This window comes from Streptomyces bicolor, from assembly GCF_000719285.1.
GTDB classification, from domain to species: Bacteria; Actinomycetota; Actinomycetes; order Streptomycetales; family Streptomycetaceae; genus Streptomyces; species Streptomyces bicolor.
On the sequence record NZ_JOFS01000009.1, the window covers coordinates 206,479 to 222,808 of the forward strand.

At 70.4% G+C, this 16,330-nt stretch carries 17 protein-coding genes and 2 tRNA genes; 15 read left to right on the plus strand and 4 right to left on the minus strand.

Features of this window, described 5'->3' with window-relative positions:
* Positions 1-83 precede the first annotated feature (83 nt).
* From proB to IF78_RS0114040, 5 genes are all read left to right on the plus strand, one after another.
* Positions 84-1,190, plus strand: a complete 1,107-nt coding sequence (proB, locus tag IF78_RS0114020; RefSeq protein ID WP_031476877.1) for a glutamate 5-kinase — start codon at positions 84-86, stop codon at positions 1,188-1,190.
* 178 nt (positions 1,191-1,368) lie between these two features.
* Positions 1,369-1,833, plus strand: a complete 465-nt coding sequence (locus tag IF78_RS0114025) for a hypothetical protein (RefSeq protein WP_037640421.1) — start codon at positions 1,369-1,371, stop codon at positions 1,831-1,833.
* A 171-nt stretch (positions 1,834-2,004) separates the two neighbouring features.
* Positions 2,005-3,291 carry a glutamate-5-semialdehyde dehydrogenase gene (locus tag IF78_RS0114030; RefSeq protein WP_031476879.1) on the plus strand — a complete coding sequence of 429 codons (1,287 nt, stop codon included), beginning with the start codon at positions 2,005-2,007 and terminating at the stop codon, positions 3,289-3,291.
* 184 nt (positions 3,292-3,475) lie between these two features.
* The gene (locus IF78_RS0114035; RefSeq protein ID WP_031476880.1) at positions 3,476-4,051 is read left to right on the plus strand and encodes an SCO2584 family spore wall biosynthesis protein; all 576 of its coding nucleotides are present in this window, start codon (positions 3,476-3,478) and stop codon (positions 4,049-4,051) included.
* A 121-nt stretch (positions 4,052-4,172) separates the two neighbouring features.
* Positions 4,173-5,249, plus strand: coding sequence for an SCO2583 family membrane protein (locus tag IF78_RS0114040; protein WP_031476881.1), 1,077 nt, complete (start codon positions 4,173-4,175; stop codon positions 5,247-5,249).
* Between the two features lie 57 nt (positions 5,250-5,306).
* Here the strand turns inward: IF78_RS0114040 and IF78_RS0114045 are convergent, their stop codons facing one another.
* Complete coding sequence (locus IF78_RS0114045; protein WP_031476882.1) at positions 5,307-6,416, minus strand: M48 family metallopeptidase; 1,110 nt, start codon at positions 6,414-6,416, stop codon at positions 5,307-5,309.
* A 125-nt stretch (positions 6,417-6,541) separates the two neighbouring features.
* Here IF78_RS0114045 and IF78_RS48875 point away from each other — a divergent pair, with 125 nt between their 5' ends.
* The 9 genes from IF78_RS48875 (at position 6,542) to IF78_RS0114090 (ending at position 11,565) form a co-directional block, all read left to right on the plus strand.
* On the plus strand, positions 6,542-6,703 hold the full coding sequence (locus IF78_RS48875) for a hypothetical protein (RefSeq protein ID WP_031476883.1): 162 nt from the start codon (positions 6,542-6,544) through the stop codon (positions 6,701-6,703).
* Between the two features lie 131 nt (positions 6,704-6,834).
* Positions 6,835-6,999, plus strand: a complete 165-nt coding sequence (locus IF78_RS48880) for a hypothetical protein (protein WP_031476884.1) — start codon at positions 6,835-6,837, stop codon at positions 6,997-6,999.
* Positions 7,000-7,078: 79 nt separating this feature from the next.
* The gene (gene nadD / locus IF78_RS0114060) at positions 7,079-7,717 is read left to right on the plus strand and encodes a nicotinate-nucleotide adenylyltransferase (protein WP_031476885.1); all 639 of its coding nucleotides are present in this window, start codon (positions 7,079-7,081) and stop codon (positions 7,715-7,717) included.
* A gap of 25 nt (positions 7,718-7,742) precedes the next feature.
* Positions 7,743-9,446: an LCP family protein gene (locus IF78_RS0114065; RefSeq protein WP_031476886.1), complete on the plus strand. Its 1,704-nt coding sequence runs from the start codon at positions 7,743-7,745 to the stop codon at positions 9,444-9,446.
* Between the two features lie 124 nt (positions 9,447-9,570).
* On the plus strand, positions 9,571-10,017 hold the full coding sequence (rsfS, locus tag IF78_RS0114070; RefSeq protein WP_031476887.1) for a ribosome silencing factor: 447 nt from the start codon (positions 9,571-9,573) through the stop codon (positions 10,015-10,017).
* Complete coding sequence (locus tag IF78_RS0114075; protein WP_031476888.1) at positions 10,014-10,685, plus strand: histidine phosphatase family protein; 672 nt, start codon at positions 10,014-10,016, stop codon at positions 10,683-10,685. The genes rsfS and IF78_RS0114075 overlap by 4 nt, the downstream gene beginning before the upstream one ends.
* A 131-nt stretch (positions 10,686-10,816) precedes the next feature.
* Positions 10,817-10,889: transfer RNA gene (locus IF78_RS0114080), tRNA-Ala, on the plus strand.
* A gap of 265 nt (positions 10,890-11,154) precedes the next feature.
* Positions 11,155-11,328 carry a hypothetical protein gene (locus IF78_RS47635; protein WP_107049938.1) on the plus strand — a complete coding sequence of 58 codons (174 nt, stop codon included), beginning with the start codon at positions 11,155-11,157 and terminating at the stop codon, positions 11,326-11,328.
* A gap of 3 nt (positions 11,329-11,331) precedes the next feature.
* Positions 11,332-11,565 (plus strand): hypothetical protein, encoded by a 234-nt coding sequence (locus tag IF78_RS0114090; RefSeq protein WP_003976229.1) that lies wholly within the window; start codon positions 11,332-11,334, stop codon positions 11,563-11,565.
* Here IF78_RS0114090 and IF78_RS0114095 read toward each other — a convergent pair.
* A complete protein-coding gene (locus tag IF78_RS0114095) occupies positions 11,544-12,746 on the minus strand; it encodes a glycosyltransferase 87 family protein (protein ID WP_425314616.1) in 1,203 nt (400 codons plus the stop codon). The genes IF78_RS0114090 and IF78_RS0114095 overlap by 22 nt on opposite strands.
* Before the next feature lie 112 nt (positions 12,747-12,858).
* On the opposite strand from IF78_RS0114095, the gene IF78_RS0114100 reads away from it, so the two are divergent.
* Positions 12,859-12,931, plus strand: a tRNA-Ala gene (locus tag IF78_RS0114100).
* A gap of 132 nt (positions 12,932-13,063) precedes the next feature.
* On the opposite strand, the gene IF78_RS0114105 is transcribed toward IF78_RS0114100, so the two are convergent.
* Positions 13,064-14,674: an NADH-quinone oxidoreductase subunit NuoF family protein gene (locus tag IF78_RS0114105; RefSeq protein ID WP_031476890.1), complete on the minus strand. Its 1,611-nt coding sequence runs from the start codon at positions 14,672-14,674 to the stop codon at positions 13,064-13,066.
* Positions 14,671-16,017, minus strand: coding sequence for a ferric reductase-like transmembrane domain-containing protein (locus IF78_RS0114110; RefSeq protein ID WP_199921347.1), 1,347 nt, complete (start codon positions 16,015-16,017; stop codon positions 14,671-14,673). The genes IF78_RS0114105 and IF78_RS0114110 overlap by 4 nt, the downstream gene beginning before the upstream one ends.
* Between the last annotated feature and the right edge of the window lie 313 nt (positions 16,018-16,330).

A 16,330-nucleotide genomic window follows, 5' to 3' on the forward strand; every position in this document is an offset into this window, starting at 1 on the left:
CGATCCGCTTCGCGTAGATTGCCGAGCACGGAACCGGATGCACGCGAGGGGAAAGAGCACAGGTGGCAGGGGCAAGGCAGGGTGTGCGCGAAGCCCGCAGGGTCGTCGTCAAGGTGGGCTCCTCGTCGCTGACCACCGCGTCGGGCGGCCTGGACGCCGATCGCGTGGACGCGCTCGTCGACGTGCTCGCCAAGAGCCGCAGCGGTGGGGAGAAGGAGGTCGTCCTCGTCTCCTCCGGCGCCATCGCGGCCGGACTCGCCCCGCTGGGCCTGCGCCGACGCCCCAAGGACCTGGCCCGCCAGCAGGCCGCCGCCAGCGTCGGCCAGGGCCTGCTCGTGGCCCGCTACACCGCCTCCTTCGCCCGCTACGGCGTCCGCGTCGGGCAGGTCCTGCTGACCAGCGACGACATGAGCCGCCGCGCCCACCACCGCAACGCCTCCCGCACCCTCGACAAGCTGCTCGCCATGGGCGCGTTCCCGATCGTCAACGAGAACGACACCGTCGCCACGGACGAGATCCGCTTCGGCGACAACGACCGGCTCGCCGCCCTGGTCGCCCATCTCGTACGGGCGGATCTGCTGGTGCTGCTGTCCGACGTGGACGGCGTGTACGACGGCGACCCCCGCAAGCCGGGGACCTCGCGGATAGCGGAGGTGCGGGGACCCGAGGACCTGGCGGAGGTGGAGATCGGCAGCGCCGGCAAGGCAGGAGTCGGCACCGGCGGCATGGTCACCAAGGTCGAGGCGGCCCGGATCGCGGCCGCCGCCGGCATCCCGGTCGTCCTCACCAGCGCGATCCACGCCGCCGAGGCGCTGCACGGCGGCGACACCGGCACCTACTTCCACGCCACCGGCAGGCGCTCCGCCGACCGGCTGCTGTGGCTGCAGCACGCCTCCACACCGCAGGGTTCGCTGACGCTGGACGACGGCGCCGTACGGGCGGTCGTGGAGCGCCGTATGTCGCTCCTGCCGGCCGGAATCGCCGCTGTCGAGGGCGAGTTCAGCGCGGGCGACCCGGTCGAGCTGCGCGACGGCGCGGGGCACGCGGTCGCACGCGGGCTCGTCAACTTCGACGCCAAGGAGATCCCGCAGCTGCTCGGGCGGTCGACGCGGGAGCTGGCGCGGGAGCTGGGGGCGGAGTACGAGCGGGAGGTCGTTCACCGGGACGACCTGGTGATCCTGCAGCCCTGAGAGCAGCCGGCCATGGGCCGAAAACGGGGGGAACGCCCTGCTGTCGAAGTCGCCCTGAGGTGGACGTTGAGGTCCACGTTCCGCAAAATCGCCCCGCGAACGCCCCCGGCCTGCTCAACTTTGTCTCAGGGACACATTCCGCACGAGCCGGTTCGGTCACTGCGTAAAGGAGGCCGTCGTGAGACGAGTGCGCCCTGGGACGGCGTCCCGCGGTGCCGGAGGGGCCTCGTCCCATGCGGCCGGTGAGGAGCGCGCCTTGACGAGCGTCGCGGCCGGCGACCGGTACGAGGAGCCCAAGGACCTGCCCCGCCTGTGGCACGTCACCCTGAGCGTCTCCGGCCGGGAGGCCCCGCTGAAGGAGGTGCGGCGCGCTCTCGAACAGCTTGCCCACGACCACCCCTTTCTGCTGACCAGCAGGTACGCCAACGACCACGCCGAGATCCGCTACTGGGAAGAGGCCCGGGACCTGCACGACGCGGCCGCCGTGGCCCTGCGACTGTGGGGCGAGCACCGGCAGAGCGCGGGACTGCCGCCCTGGGAGATCGTCGGCCTGGAGGTCATCGACCGGGAGACCTACCACCAGCGCATCGCGGAGGGCTACGGACCGCCACCGGCGACGCCCGTGGGTGTCCACCCTTACTAGTGCGCCTAAGCCGGCGCCGCTCTCGCGGACCCGGGTTGCCCGCCGTCGTGGTTCCTCAATTGATGGTTGCGGCGCTTGGGGGGCAAAAGAGGGCGAGGGGAGCGTTTCGGTGGCGTCTCGGGGTTTGGAACGAGCGATGGACCGGCCTCGCGAGCGCACTACCCTTCTTTCATGACCACGCTCTCGCCGTACGACTCCATGTCCCCGGTCACCCAGGCCGCCTACCGCGCCAAGGCCGCCGCCGCCGACCTCGCCCCGCTGCCGCGGGCCGAGAAGGACGACGCGCTGCTCGCCATCGCGGACGCCCTGGAGGTCCGTACGAGCGAAATCGTCGAGGCCAACGCCAAGGACATCGCCAAGGCCCGCGAGGCCGGCACAAGCGAGGCGATCATCGACCGGCTGACGCTCACGCCGGAGCGCGTGCGGGCCATCGCCTCCGACGTCCGGGACGTCGTCGCACTGCCCGACCCGGTCGGCGAGGTCGTGCGCGGCTCCACCCTCCCCAACGGCATCGACCTGCGGCAGGTCCGCGTCCCGCTGGGCGTCGTCGGGATCATCTACGAGGCCCGCCCGAACGTCACCGTGGACGCCGCCGCTCTCTGTCTGAAGTCCGGCAACGCCGTGCTGCTGCGCGGCTCGGCCTCGGCGTACGAGTCGAACATGGCCCTGGTCCGGGTGATCCGTGACGCCGTGGGCGGGGCCGGGCTGCCCGCCGACGCCGTGCAGCTGGTGCCCGGGGAGAGCCGCGAGAGTGTGCGCGAGCTGATGCGGGCCCGCGGCCTGGTCGACGTGCTGATCCCGCGCGGTGGCGCCTCGCTGATCCAGACCGTCGTGTCGGAGTCGATCGTCCCCGTCATCGAGACCGGCACCGGCAACTGCCACGTCTACGTCGACGCCCACGCCGACCTCGACATGGCCATCGAGATCCTGATCAACTCCAAGGCCCACCGCGTCAGCGTCTGCAACGCCGCCGAGACCCTCCTGGTCCACCAGGACATCGCTCCCGTGTTCCTGCCGCGCGCCCTGGACGCCCTCGCGGAGGCCGGCGTGACCGTGCACGCCGACGAAAGGGTGCTGGCGTACGCCAAGGACTCCAAGGCGACCGTCGTCGAGGCCACGGCGGAGGACTGGGAGACCGAGTACCTGTCGTACGACATCGCCGCCGCGGTCGTGGACTCACTGGACAAGGCCGTCGAGCACATCCGGCTGTGGACCTCCGGCCACACCGAGGCCATCGTCACGACCTCCCAGCAGGCCGCCCGCCGCTTCACCCAGCTGGTCGACTCCACCACGGTCGCGGTGAACGCCTCCACCCGCTTCACCGACGGCGGCCAGTTCGGCTTCGGCGCGGAGATCGGCATCTCCACCCAGAAGCTGCACGCCCGGGGCCCGATGGGGCTGCCGGAGCTGACCAGCACGAAGTACATCGTCACCGGGGACGGGCACGTACGGCGCTGAATCGCGCCGGATTCGAGTCGGCGGGGCGCGTGGGCCGGCTCTGGGGCGCGTGGCGCGCGGCCAGGGCATATGCGCCCGACACGCGCCCCCGGGCTGCCTCCTTGCCGCACGAGGGGTGTCTCACAGGGCGGATGAATTTCCATACCGTCTGCCCAAATTGACCCCCCAGGACTACTCTGGAGCCGTGCCGGAGGACGTGGGGGGCACGCCGTTCCCTGACGGCTGGGAGCCCGACGACGACCACGACCGCGGGGTGTCGGACGAAGAGTTCGCCTCCGTGGTCTTCGACGAGGCCTTCGTACGGGCGGCCGTGGTGCACGAGCCGACCGCCGTGGAACGCCTCCTGGCCGCCGCCCAGGCGAGAGCGGAGGCCTCCGAGGCGGAAGCACGCCGGGCACACGGCCGGGGCGAGCGGTACGACGACGGGTACGGCGCCGACGGCCGCGCCGGATTCGGCCATGATCCCGAGCTGGACGATCTGGACGACACGGACATCCTCGAGGGCCGTTACGGCGCCCCGGGCACCTACGGCAAGCAGGTCCGCTGGCATCGTCCCGTCGCCTGGATCCTCGCCCTCGTGATGGGCATCGGCATGGTCGCGCTGGCCTTCACGGCGGTCTACCGCGGCGCCTCCTCCAGCAGCCGGGACCAGGTCCCGCCACCCGCGTCCACCGGGCTGGAACAGGGCAGCGGAGCCTCTCCCTCCGTCTCCGCCGATCACTCCCAGCCGGCCATCTCGGCGACCCCGCGCACGCCCTGATCGGACCTGGTCGAGGGCCTGAACGCTACTGAGAGCCGCCCGACCGTCCTGGTGAGAACCTGTCAGAACTTGTCGTGTACCAGGGCGTTTACCCGAGCCCCCCGCGACCTACCCTGAAGATATGGGAGGGCCTGGAGACCCACCTGAGGGGACACCCGAGGGCGGCCCCGGAGGTGGAGAGGACGAGTACCGATCCGTCGTGTTCGACGAGTCGTTCGTGCGCGCTGCCCGCCTCCAGGAGTTCTCCGCGCAGGAGCGCCTGAGCGACCACGCGCCCGCGGTACGCCGCCGTCCACCCATGCGCCGGGGCATGTCCCGGCAGGCACTGATCCTCGTCCTCCTGATCGCCGTGGCCTTCGGTACGGCGATCTATATGGGTGTACGGCACCCCTACCAGAGCCCCGCCGGTTCCGGGCCGCCGGCCGAGCCCCTGCGGATGACCGTCATCCCGCTCGCCCCGCAGGGCGAGGTGCCCGGGACGACCGACACCGAGCACCTGTACGCGCAGAGCCCCGCCGCGCAGTTCCGCATCGGCGCGGAGGGCATTCCGCTTCCCGCCGCGCGGCGGACGGCGCACTTCTCGGACAGTCAGGTGACCAACGCGCTGAGCATCGCGAAGGACTACATCGTGCGGTCGGCGCTCTATCCCGAGGTGCTCACCGGAGACCAGGTCCGGCCGGTCCGGGTGCTGCTCGATCCCGATCAACTGGACCAGTTCGACCAGAGCTTCCGGCAGCCGACCGCCGACGGGCGGCACGCGCCGACCGGGTGGCTGGTTCGCTTCGACCCCTCGCAGGCCGAGCTGGCCGATCGCCAGATCCGGGTCCAGGGCACCCTCCAGGCCGCCGAGACCGACTCCTCCACCCTGGAGGTCACGGCGGACCATACGTTCGTGTACGCCCTGCGGCCGGTGGAGGCCGGGGAGAAGGCGGCCGAGGCGTCGCTGTTCACCGTCCGGCGTGAGCTGCACTTCCGGTTCGACCGGGAGGACCTGCGGCTGCATCAGGCGCAGCTGGTCGTGTCCTACGTCCAGGCCGGGCCGCTGTCCTGTGCCGACGACTCGACGGACCGGCTGCATCCGTTGCTGGCGGGGGAGACGGCGAAGGAGGGCGGTCCGGCGGGGACCGACCCCTATGCCACGGGTGGGGCTACGGCGCTTTGCGGGTCGTTGGCGGCGGGTTCCCAGCCGAAGGTGTGAGCCGGAGGGCCCGCGGCGGAGCCGCTGAAAAATGCGGCCGCCCCCGCCGGCTGCACATCAGTTGCCCGACCCTTGGCCGTCCCCGTCCTCCCGCCTCGGCTCGTCCTTCGGGGGCGCGCTCGTGAAGCCGCCGAAGCCGCGGCGTACCCGGCTGCCCAGGTCGCCCGCGCCGCCGGCGATGTCCGTGACCAGCTTCATCAGGGGGTCCTTGGAGGACTTCACGTGGTCGGCGTAGTGGGACGCCGAGTCGCGGAAGGAGTCGGTGACCGACGTGTCCTTGTCCTCGGTGCGGCGCGGGTAGTGGCCGTCCATGATCCGCTGGTGGTCGCGGGACTCGGCCCACTTCTTCAGCTCGGCCGCGCGGACCGTGGTGAACGGGTGCGAGCGGGGCAGGACGTTCAGGATCTTCAGCACCGAGTCGCGCAGGTCGCCGCCCGCCTCGTACTCCTCGGCCTGCTTCAGGAAGGCGTCCACGTTCATCTGGTGGAGGTGGTGGCCGCCCGCCAGCTTCATGAGGCCGCGCATCGAGGCCTGGAGGTCCTGGCCGACCAGCAGGCCGGCCCGGTCGGCGGAGAGCTCCGACTTGCGGAACCACTCCCGCAGCGCCGTCACGATCGCCATGATCGCGATGTTGCCCAGCGGGATCCAGGCGACCCGGACGGCGAGGCTGGTCAGGAACAGCAGGATCGTGCGGTACACCGAGTGGCCGGAGAGGGCGTGGCCCACCTCGTGGCCGACCACCGCCCGCATCTCCTCCTCGTCGAGGAGCTCCACCAGGCCGGTCGTGACGACGATGATCGGCTCGTCCAGGCCGATGCACATCGCGTTGGGCACCGGGTCCTGGTTGACGTACATCGGCGGGACCTTCTCCAGGTCCAGGATGTAACAGGCGTCCCGCAGCATGTCGTTGAGGTGCGCGAACTGCTGGTCCGACACCCGCACCGAGTCGGACAGGAACAGCAGCCTGAGGCTGCGCTCGGGCAGCAGGCCGCTCAGCGCCTTGAAGACGGTGTCGAAGCCGCTGAGCTTGCGCAGGGCCACCAGGGCCGAGCGGTCGGCCGGGTGCTCGTAGGCGCGCGAGGAGATCTCCGGGAAACGCCTGCGCTGCCTGCTCGGTACGTTCTCGTGCCCGTTGTGCTCGTGGCCGTCGGACATGTCTTCCCCCATGTGCGTGTGGATGGCTCTGTGCCGGCCCTTTGCGGAGCCTTGTTCCGCCCTTTGCGCCCCCGAAGCAGAGCCCAGCCTAGGCGGAGTTACCGTGGACGGGCACTACAGCGAAGGAGTTCCGCGCCATGGAGCACAACCCCACCGCCGCCTGGCTCACCGAGGCCGCGAGCGCGGCCGGGCAGCAGGGGGCGGGGAATCTGCTCCGGGTCGTGCTGATCGTGATGGTCGTGGGCTGTGTGCTGACCGCGTGGTTCCTGTTGCGGGGCTACAGGCGGAAGGACGAATGAGCCCGCGGGAAGGTTCCCCACGGTTCGTCCCGGGCGCCCCGACGGTGGAGTCGGCGTGATCGCCGTCATGGCGCCCGCTTACGATGGGCCGACATCTTTATCCCGCCCACACCCGATAGGTCACGCCGAAGATGAGCTTCCACAGCGCCGCTGCCCAATTGGTCACCCTCGCCGCCGAGGGCGAGGAGCACGGCGGCAACCACGACAGCATCAGCGCCCTGGCCACCGGCGGTGGCGCGTTCATCATCCTCATGCTGCTGCTGTGGATCACGACCCGCTTCAACCGCGACCGCTGAGCGCCTGCGAGGCCCCTACCGCTCCGCCCGGACAGCTGTCGGCCGGAGTTCTCAGGCGGGGCCGGTAGGGTCTGCACGCATGGGAGAGCAGGACATGCCTACCGGCCCCGGAAACGGCCCGTCGAACGGCGGCAAGCGCCGCCTCGGCGTCATGGGCGGAACGTTCGACCCGATCCACCACGGCCACCTCGTCGCGGCCAGCGAGGTCGCCGCGACGTTCCACCTCGACGAAGTCGTGTTCGTGCCCACCGGCCAGCCCTGGCAGAAGAGCCACCGGCACGTCTCCCCGGCCGAGGACCGCTATCTGATGACGGTCATCGCCACTGCCGAGAACCCGCAGTTCTCCGTCAGCCGCATCGACATCGACCGCGGCGGCCCGACGTACACGGTGGACACCCTGCGCGATCTACGCGCGCTCAACCCGGACACCGACCTCTTCTTCATCACCGGCGCCGACGCCCTCGGCCAGATCCTGACCTGGCGGGACTCCGAGGAGCTCTTCTCCCTCGCGCACTTCATCGGCGTCACCCGGCCCGGCCACCACCTCGACGACGCCGGGCTCCCGGAAGGCGGCGTGTCGCTGGTCGAGGTTCCCGCGCTGGCCATCTCGTCCACCGATTGCCGCGCGAGAGTCGCGAAGGGAGACCCCATCTGGTATCTGGTGCCCGACGGAGTCGTGCGCTACATCGACAAACGTGAGCTGTACCGCGGCGAGTGAGGCAGTGAGCCGAGAGGGGCTACCGGTGAACGACCGATACGACGCGGGGGCCGCAGGGCACGGCGCCGACCAGTACGAACTCGTCGGCTACGACGAGTACGGGCGGCCGGTGTACCGGCAGATCCCGCAGCAACAGCCGCCCCAGCAGCAGTACGACCCGTACGCACAGCAGGGATACGGCTACGACCCGTACGCGACCGGCCGGCAGCAGCCCGTCCCGCCGTACGACCCCTACGGCACCGGCGACACCGGTCAGCAGCCGCCCACGCCCTCCTACGACCCGTACGGCACCGGCACGCAGCAGCAGCAGGCCGGCGCGCACTCACCGCCGTACGACCCGTACGGGCGTACCGCCACCAGCGGACACCAGCCCCGCGTCGCCGAGCAGACCGCCTACATCCCGCACCAGGCCGGACCGGTCGAGGACACGGGCATCCAGGACCGGGCCGACCGGGACTACCACACCGAGCAGTTCGCCTTCGTCGAGGAGCCCGACCAGGACTCCGAGGACGTCATCGACTGGCTGAAGTTCACCGAGAACCGCACCGAGCGTCGCGAGGAGGCCCGGCGGCGGGCACGCGCGCGCGTGATCGCCCTCGTGGTCGTGCTGGCGCTCATCGCGGCCGGCGGCGTCGGCTATCTCTGGTACGCCGGAAAGCTGCCCGGACTGTCGTCGTCGGACGACAAGACCGGCACCGACACACCGGTCGCCGCCCAGAAGCGGGACGTGATCGTCGTCCACCTGCACAACACCAAGAAGGGCGGCACCTCCACGGCGCTGCTCGTCGACAACACCACCACCCAGCAGGGCACCACCGTCCTGCTGCCCAACTCGCTCGCCCTGTCCGGCGACGACGGCAGCACGACCACGCTCGCCAAGTCGGTCGACGACGACGGCTCCTCCGGGACGCGCGACGCGATCGACACCGTCCTCGGCACCGAGATCCAGGGCACCTGGCGGCTGGACACCCCGTATCTGCAGAACCTCGTCGACCTGGTCGGCAACATCGAGGTCGACACCAACGCCGACGTGCCCGACCCGGACGCCAAGACCAAGGGTGCCGCGCCCCTCGTCCGCAAGGGCAAGGCCCAGACCCTCAGCGGCAAGATGGCCGTCGCCTACGCCACGTACCAGGGCTCAGGCGAGGCCCAGAACGCCCAGCTCGAGCGGTTCGGGCAGGTCATGCAGGCCACGCTGCGCAAGCTGACCTCGGACACCGAGGGCGCGACCGTCACCGTGCAGACGCTCGGCATGATCATCGAGCCGCCGCTGACCGACAAGGACCTCGGCGCCTTCCTCGCCAAGCTCGCCGAACTCGCCAAGGGCGGCGACTACAAGACCGCCATGCTGCCCGTCGGGACCGACGGCACACTGAGCGCCCAGGCGAGCGCCAGTGTCGTCAAAGACGTCCTCGGCGGCACCGCCAAGAGCCCCGACAAGGACGCCGCCGTCCGCGTGTCCGTCCAGAACGCCAGCGGCGCCAAGGACAACACCGAGAAGGCGCGCGTGGTGCTGCTGAACGGCGGCTTCACCTTCCTGGAGGGCGGCACGGCATCCGCCGCGGCCACGTCCGAGGTCCGCTACGCCGACGCCGCTGACAAGGAGAACGCCACCGAGGTCGCCAAGACCCTGGGCCTGTCCGCGGACGCCGTCACCAAGGGTGATGTGTCCGGGAACGCCGATGTCTCGGTGGTCCTCGGCCAGGACTACGAGCCGTCGTCGCCGTAGCCGCAGAACGTACAGAACCGCAGGCCACCCCACGTGAGCCGGTAATCACGTGGGGTGCTGTCACCGGTCCGTGAGACCCTTGATGCCGAGTGAGTTCAAGTGTCCGCCGACCGAAAGCCTTGTAGTGACCGCTACCGACCGTTCTCTCGAGCTCGTCAACACCGCCGCACAGGCGGCCGCCGACAAGCTCGCGCACGACATCATCGCCTACGACGTCAGCGACGTACTGTCGATCACGGACGCCTTCCTGCTGGCCTCCGCACCCAACGACCGCCAGGTCAAGTCGATCGTCGACGAGATCGAGGAGCGGCTCCTGAAGGAGCTCGGCGCCAAGCCGGTCCGCCGTGAGGGCGACCGCGAGGCCCGCTGGGTGCTGCTCGACTACGTCGACATCGTGGTCCACGTCCAGCACAGCGAGGAGCGCGTCTTCTACGCCCTGGAGCGGCTGTGGAAGGACTGCCCCGAGCTCGAGCTGCCCGACGACGCCAAGGCCACCCGTGGCAAGGCCGAGGAGCACGCCAAGCTCCAGGCCGCCGAGGAGGCGGCCGAGCTGGGCGGTGAGTGGCGATGAGCGCCGCCGGCGACGTGCTCGCGGGCAAGGCCGGCCGGGGCCGCCGCGTCATCCTGTGGCGGCACGGCCAGACCTCCTGGAACGTGGAACGCCGCTTCCAGGGCTCCACGGACGTCGCCCTCACCGAGGCGGGCGTCTCCCAGGCCCGGCGCGCCGCCCGGCTGCTCGTCAGTCTCAAGCCCGACGCGATCATCGCCTCCGACCTCCAGCGCGCCGCCCATACGGCCGCCGAGCTGGCCGCGCTCACCGGCCTGGAGGTGACGCACGACGAGGGCCTGCGCGAGACCTACGCGGGCGTCTGGCAGGGGCTGACGCACGAGGAGATCATCGACCGGTACGGCGAGGAGTACGCCGCGTGGAAGCGCGGTGAGCCGGTGCGCCGCGGGGGCGGCGAGCTGGAGACCGAGGTCGCCGACCGCGCCGCGCCCGTGGTGCTCCGGCACGCCGAGAAGCTCCCGGACGAAGGCACGCTGGTCGTGGTCAGCCACGGCGGCACGATCCGTACGACCATCGGCCGCCTCCTCGGTCTGGAGCCCCGGCACTGGGAGAGCCTCGGCGGCCTCACCAACTGCTGCTGGTCCGTCCTCGGCGAGGGCGCCCGCGGCTGGCGTCTGCTGGAGCACAACGCCGGCACGCTGCCGGAGCCGGTGCTCGGCGACGACGACTGAGCCACCAGGGTCCCGGTCGGGGCGACCCGGGACCCGGATTTCACTTTCCGGCAGGTCGCAGGCTAAAGTTCTTCTTGTTCGCCCCGCCGAGCGGGGAGACAGAAAACTCATGCGGCTCCGCCGCGTGGCCAGGGGCTATAGCTCAGTTGGTAGAGCGCCTGCATGGCATGCAGGAGGTCAGGAGTTCAATTCTCCTTAGCTCCACAGCGAGACAACAAGATCCCGCCGATCGAAGCGATCGGCGGGATCTTCTGGTATCCGCTGAAGTGTTCGGGTCCGGCTTGAGTCACTCGGGCCTCGCAGGCGTATACCTCTCAAGAGGCGCTTTGGGGTGCGTGTTCGCACGGTCCGTACGGCCACGGATGCTGCCGTGTCCGGACTGGTACTGAGGCGTCGCTGACCGTATTGGTCCGGCCGTGGCAGAATCAAACGGCCGGAAGGGGGCGCGGCCCGACGGGAGGGAGTAGTGATGCCTGCGAGCATCCTCGAAGAGGTCGGTCACCTCTTCGAAGCAGCGTTGACACGGGATACGATCACCCGGCTCAGCTGCCCTTCCTGCGGCTCCGTCCATGTCGCCCAGCTCCTCGGCGACAACGGCGGAATTTCCTACGTGTGCACGGCCTGCGGCCACAGCTGGAGCTGATCGATGGGTGCACACAGGCGAAAGTGCGACTGGTGCGGCAGCGGAACGCCGATCGTCCGTGACATGGAACCGGTGAACCCCGACTACCAGTACTGGTGCGAGGAATGCGCACGGGCGCTGATCATAAAAGGCGACCCCATCGAGACCTACCGTGAACTCGAGGGCGAACCGATCTACGGCCGTCTCCTCGAAGAACACTGCACACTCAAGCGCTTCTATTCCTTCGTCACGGCTTGACGAGGGCCGGGGTTCCCGAGGGAGATCCCGGCGATCACGAGGAAAAGGCAGCCTGCCCCTGCGTAGCCGGCCGACAACATCAACTCGATTCCGTTTTGATGCAGTTCATGCCGTCCCGGTCCGTGTGGCACCCACCACAGCGCGTACGAGCAGAAGACCAGCAGTGTGCCCAGGGCCGTGGCCCGGTACGCGCGCGTGGCGAGGAGCAGGGCGACCGGCACGCACCACACCCAGTGGTGCGACCAGGACACCGGGCTGACGAGCAGCGCCGTCACCGCGCACGCCGTCACCGCCCAGGCCCGCTCCCCGCCCAACTCCGCCGCCACGGCCACGCCCAGCCCCGTCACGGCCATCACGGCCGCCGTGGCGATCCAGACGGCCCCGGGCTCCGGCGTGTGCAGCAGTCGCGCCAGGACGCCGCGCAGGGCCTGGTTCGCGGTGTCCTCGGCGTGCCCGACGCGCCCCGCCGCGAACACCATGCGCGTCCAGAAACGCCAGGAGTCGTACGGCAGTAGGGCCGCGGCCAGCAGGGTCGCCCCGGCGAACGATCCGGCCGCCACGCGCGCGTGCCGCAGCCAAGGGCCCCCGGAGCCGTGCCGGTGGCGGGCGACGACACCCGTGACGAGCAGGAACACCGCGAACAACGCGGGCGTCAGCTTGACGGCCGCCGCGAGCCCGATGCCCACCCCGGCCCAGCGGTCACCCGGGCGCCGTGACAGATCCCACAGCACCAGGACGGCGAGCAGCAGGTTGATCTGGCCGTACCGCAGCGTCGTCCACACCGGCTCGCACCACACGGCAAACGCCGCGACCCACCAGACGCTCTCCACGCGCGCGTGCCCGACCAGACGCAGGGACAGCCGTACGAACGCCACGAACAGGGCAAGGTTGCCGGCCGTCCCCAGGGTGCGCATCGCCGCCGTGTCGAGGAGCGTCAGGGGAGTGAACAGCAGGGCGGCGAACGGTGGGTAGGTGGTGGGCAGTCGGGCGGTCGTCGTACGCAGCGCGTACAGGTCGCCTCCCGCACGTACGGTCGCGCCCTCGGCCCGGTACACCATCAGGTCGATCATCGAGACGTCCGCGGCTCGCTGGGCGACCCAGAACACGGCGAAGGAGGCCAGGCAGGCCCCCATGGAGACCGGCGCTCGACGGCGAACTCCGGCGGACGCGATCACGGTCACGGAACCCGACATTAGTGCCCGTATCGGTGCGGACGGGAAACGATTTGGTGCTGCACCAGGTCGACCGGTAATGTTGGCGTCGCCGCCGGGGAAACCGGGCGGACCAAAGCAAGGGGCTATAGCTCAGTTGGTAGAGCGCCTGCATGGCATGCAGGAGGTCAGGAGTTCAATTCTCCTTAGCTCCACAGCAAGATCCCGCCGGATCGGTTCGATCCGGCGGGATCTTTTCGTTTGCCGAGAGTTCTGTTTCACCTGGTTTCAGAGGAGATTGAGGGGCCGTCCGGCTTGGACGGCCCCTCCACGCGCGCGTGCCGGCCTCAGCGTCCCAGCGCGCGTCTGCCGCGGCCCTGGGAGAGGACCGGCAGGTTGCGGGAGGACTCCTGCGTGCGCGTGTCCTCCTCGATGCGCAGGGCAAGGGCCGGGCAACGGCGTACCGCGCGCAGCGCCTTGGCCTCGGCGTAGCGCGGCACCATGGCCTGGGCGACGGTCGGGAAGCCGTCGGCGCCGAGCTGGAAGACCTCCGGGAGGATGTCCGCGCACAGGCCGTGGCCCCGGCACAGCGTCCAGTCGACGTGGATCTTCTGGCGGCTGGGGCCGTTCTCCTCCGCCTCGGCGCCGCCCGGGATGCCCGTCGGTGCCCTGCCGCCCTCGAACAGCGGCAGAACGCCCTCTACGGGCCGTCCGCAGCCGTTGCCGAGGACGTGCGCCGCGAGGTCGTCGGTGAACGCCTTGATGGTCGACTCCAGGAACATCGCGGAGCCGTCCGGGTGCGAACACGCGCCACGCCGCTTCACGTTCTTGGCGACCTGCTTGAGCGCCTCCAGGGCGGCCGGACCACCACCGTTGAGGATGTCCTCCAAGCCGCGCGCGGCGGCCGGCAGGCCGAGGTAGCAGGGGCCGCACTGGCCGGCGCTCTCCTCGGCCAGCCACTGCGCGACGCGCAGGGACTCGCCGAGCGGGCACGTCTCCTGAGTGATCGGCAGGATCGCGCCGGCTCCCAGCGAACCGCCCACCGCGTCCAGGGAGTTACGGGAGACGATCGCCTCGTTGACCGTCGCCGCGTCGATCCACTTGCCGTGGTAGCCGCCGGTCAGCACGCCCTGCGGGACAGGCGGGGCGCCGGCGAGCTGGAGAACGTAGCGCAGCGGCACGCCCGTCGGGACCTCGATGACCATGGGGCGGGCGACCGCGCCGGAGACCGTGAGCATGACGGTGCCCGGCTCGTCGTACAGGCCGGTGTTGCCGTAGCGCTCCGGGCCGATGCGTGCGGCGATGGCCAGCTGGGCGAACGTCTCGGCGTTGGACAGCAGGGTGGGTGCGCCGCCGACGCCGTTCTGGGAGGCGCTGACCTTGCGGCCGGGCGGGATCGCCGGGCCGCCGTCGATGGAGCGGATCACGGAGGCGGCGGCGCCGGTGACCATGCGCACCGGATTGCGCTGGACGAACGCGCGTAGCGCCGAGCGGCGGCTGTTGCTCAGGCCGCGCTCGGCGAGGGCGGCCTCCATGGACCGCTGGGTCGATTCCCGGGTGACCGCCACCACGAGCGTGCGGGCACCCAGGGCCTCGGCGCACAGCAGCGCGCCGTCCAGGATGAGATGCGGGGCACGGTTGATCATCACCGTGTCCTTGCGGCAGGCCGGTTCGTCCTCACTGCCGTTGACCACGACGACCGGCCGGACCCCGCGCTTGATGGCGGACTCGGCGACCGAGCGCAGCTTCTTGTGGAAGGGGAAGCCCGCTCCGCCGCGGCCCTTCAGGTTGATGTTCTCGGCGAGCTTGGCGAGTTGCTCGCCGCCCATCGGTTCGAGCGGCCCGTGCACCTTCAGATGCATGGGCAGATCGAGTCTTTCGACAAGGTCGAAGCCCGACGTCAGCTGGGGAAGGCCGACGACGCGGACTTCGGGGACGTCGGGCAGGGCCTCGTTCACTTAAAGCCTCCGGAAGGCGTGTTCCAAGGTTCGCCCGAACCCGGTGCGTCGAAGTCGTAGGAGGCACCGGGCATTGTTTCAGTGGCGGGACCGCTGTTGTTGTACGTGTCGTTCTGGTTGTACGTGCCGAAGACGGCGTTCGTCTCAGCGGTGTCGTACACATCACTCGAGCCGTAGCCCGAAGCGCCCGAGCCGTAGCTCGAGGCGCCTGAATTGTCATAGACAGGGATGTTGTATCCCGTGTCGTTGAGCGGGTCGTAGGCCGACGGGGGTGCCTCGCCGACCGGCGGCGGGGAGGGGATCGGCCAGTTGCCGGTGCCGCCGCCTGCGCCGTCGACGCGTGGGATCGCCTCCGTCGGCTGCATGTCCAGCGGCAGGTCCATGCGCGCGGTCTGGTCGGCGTACGGCTGCTGTTGCCGTCCGCGGGAGCGCGGGTTGACGGCGCGGTAGGCGGCTGCGAAGCCGGCCGTGGTCTCCGCGGCCGACGGGGCCTGGGAGGGCATGCCGGGCAGGGGGCCGCTCCGTTCGTCGCGCGACCGGCGGGACGAACGGGACGGGCGCTGGTCCTCGTAGCCCGGCAGTGCGGAGCCGGACGCCGCCCTGGCGCGGCTCTCCTCCAGGTCCTCGCGGGCCCCCGGCTCGTTGCCGATGATCTGGGCGATCCGGTCGGCGAACCTGCGCTTGACCGGGCGCGGGGCGGCGCGCAGCGCGAGGGCCGCGGCGACGGCGACGACGCAGAGCTCGTAGCAGACCATGAAGAACGTCGCCGCCGGGCGGCCGGCGAACAGTCCGTGGATCAGTGCGGCGCACCAGGCCGGGTAGGCCAGCATGTGCATGGCGCGCCAGCGCGCGGCGACCGGCGCGGGGGAGGCGAACTGGTTGCGCAGCGCGCCGGTCACGCCCACGAAGATCATGAGCAGTGCGGCCAGTGAGCCCAGGCCGATGAGGAAGGCGCTGCCCGGGATCTCGTCGCCGCCGAAGACGAAGAGGCTGAAGGGGATCAGGGCGGCGATCGGGCTGGCGTGGTCCAGGGCCAGCTTGACGCCGATGTGCACCAGGAGGAACGCGATCGACGCCACGGCGGTCACCCGGTGGATGCCCTGCGCGATGATCCGCTGGCGGGTGTTGAGGATCATCCGGTCCTGGGCGACGAGGCCCCAGATCACCGAGCAGGTGAGGCAGACGAGCGACAGGACACCGGCACCGAAGTTGAGGAACTCCTGGAGCCAGGTGCCGCCGAGCAGCACGACCAGGGGTATGAGCAGCAGAACAGCAGCGGTCGCCACCCCGTAGGCCGACCGGCCCGTCCTGGGGAGCGAACTGTTACTACGACGAGGGTTCATGGGGGCAACTCCGAGCGGTTCGGGAAGGCGGTCCCGGTGCCGCACTCTAAGTGGCTCCATACCGGGGGGTACGGCGTTTGAGTTATTGCGTTGTTATCTGCGGGCAGCGAGGGGCGTGCGATGTCCCTTAGCGACTGTTACGCCAGGTAACAATTGAACGTTTTTCAGCTTTTCGAGGTCTTCACAACCCTCAGGTACGGAACCCGGGGCGCCGTTGTTCACGCGCGCCCCCGCCGAAAGCCCGCCCGCGCCCCCGTCGAAAGCCCGTCGCGACCCGCTCCGGCGCTGCGGTACCCTGACGCCATGCGTGCCG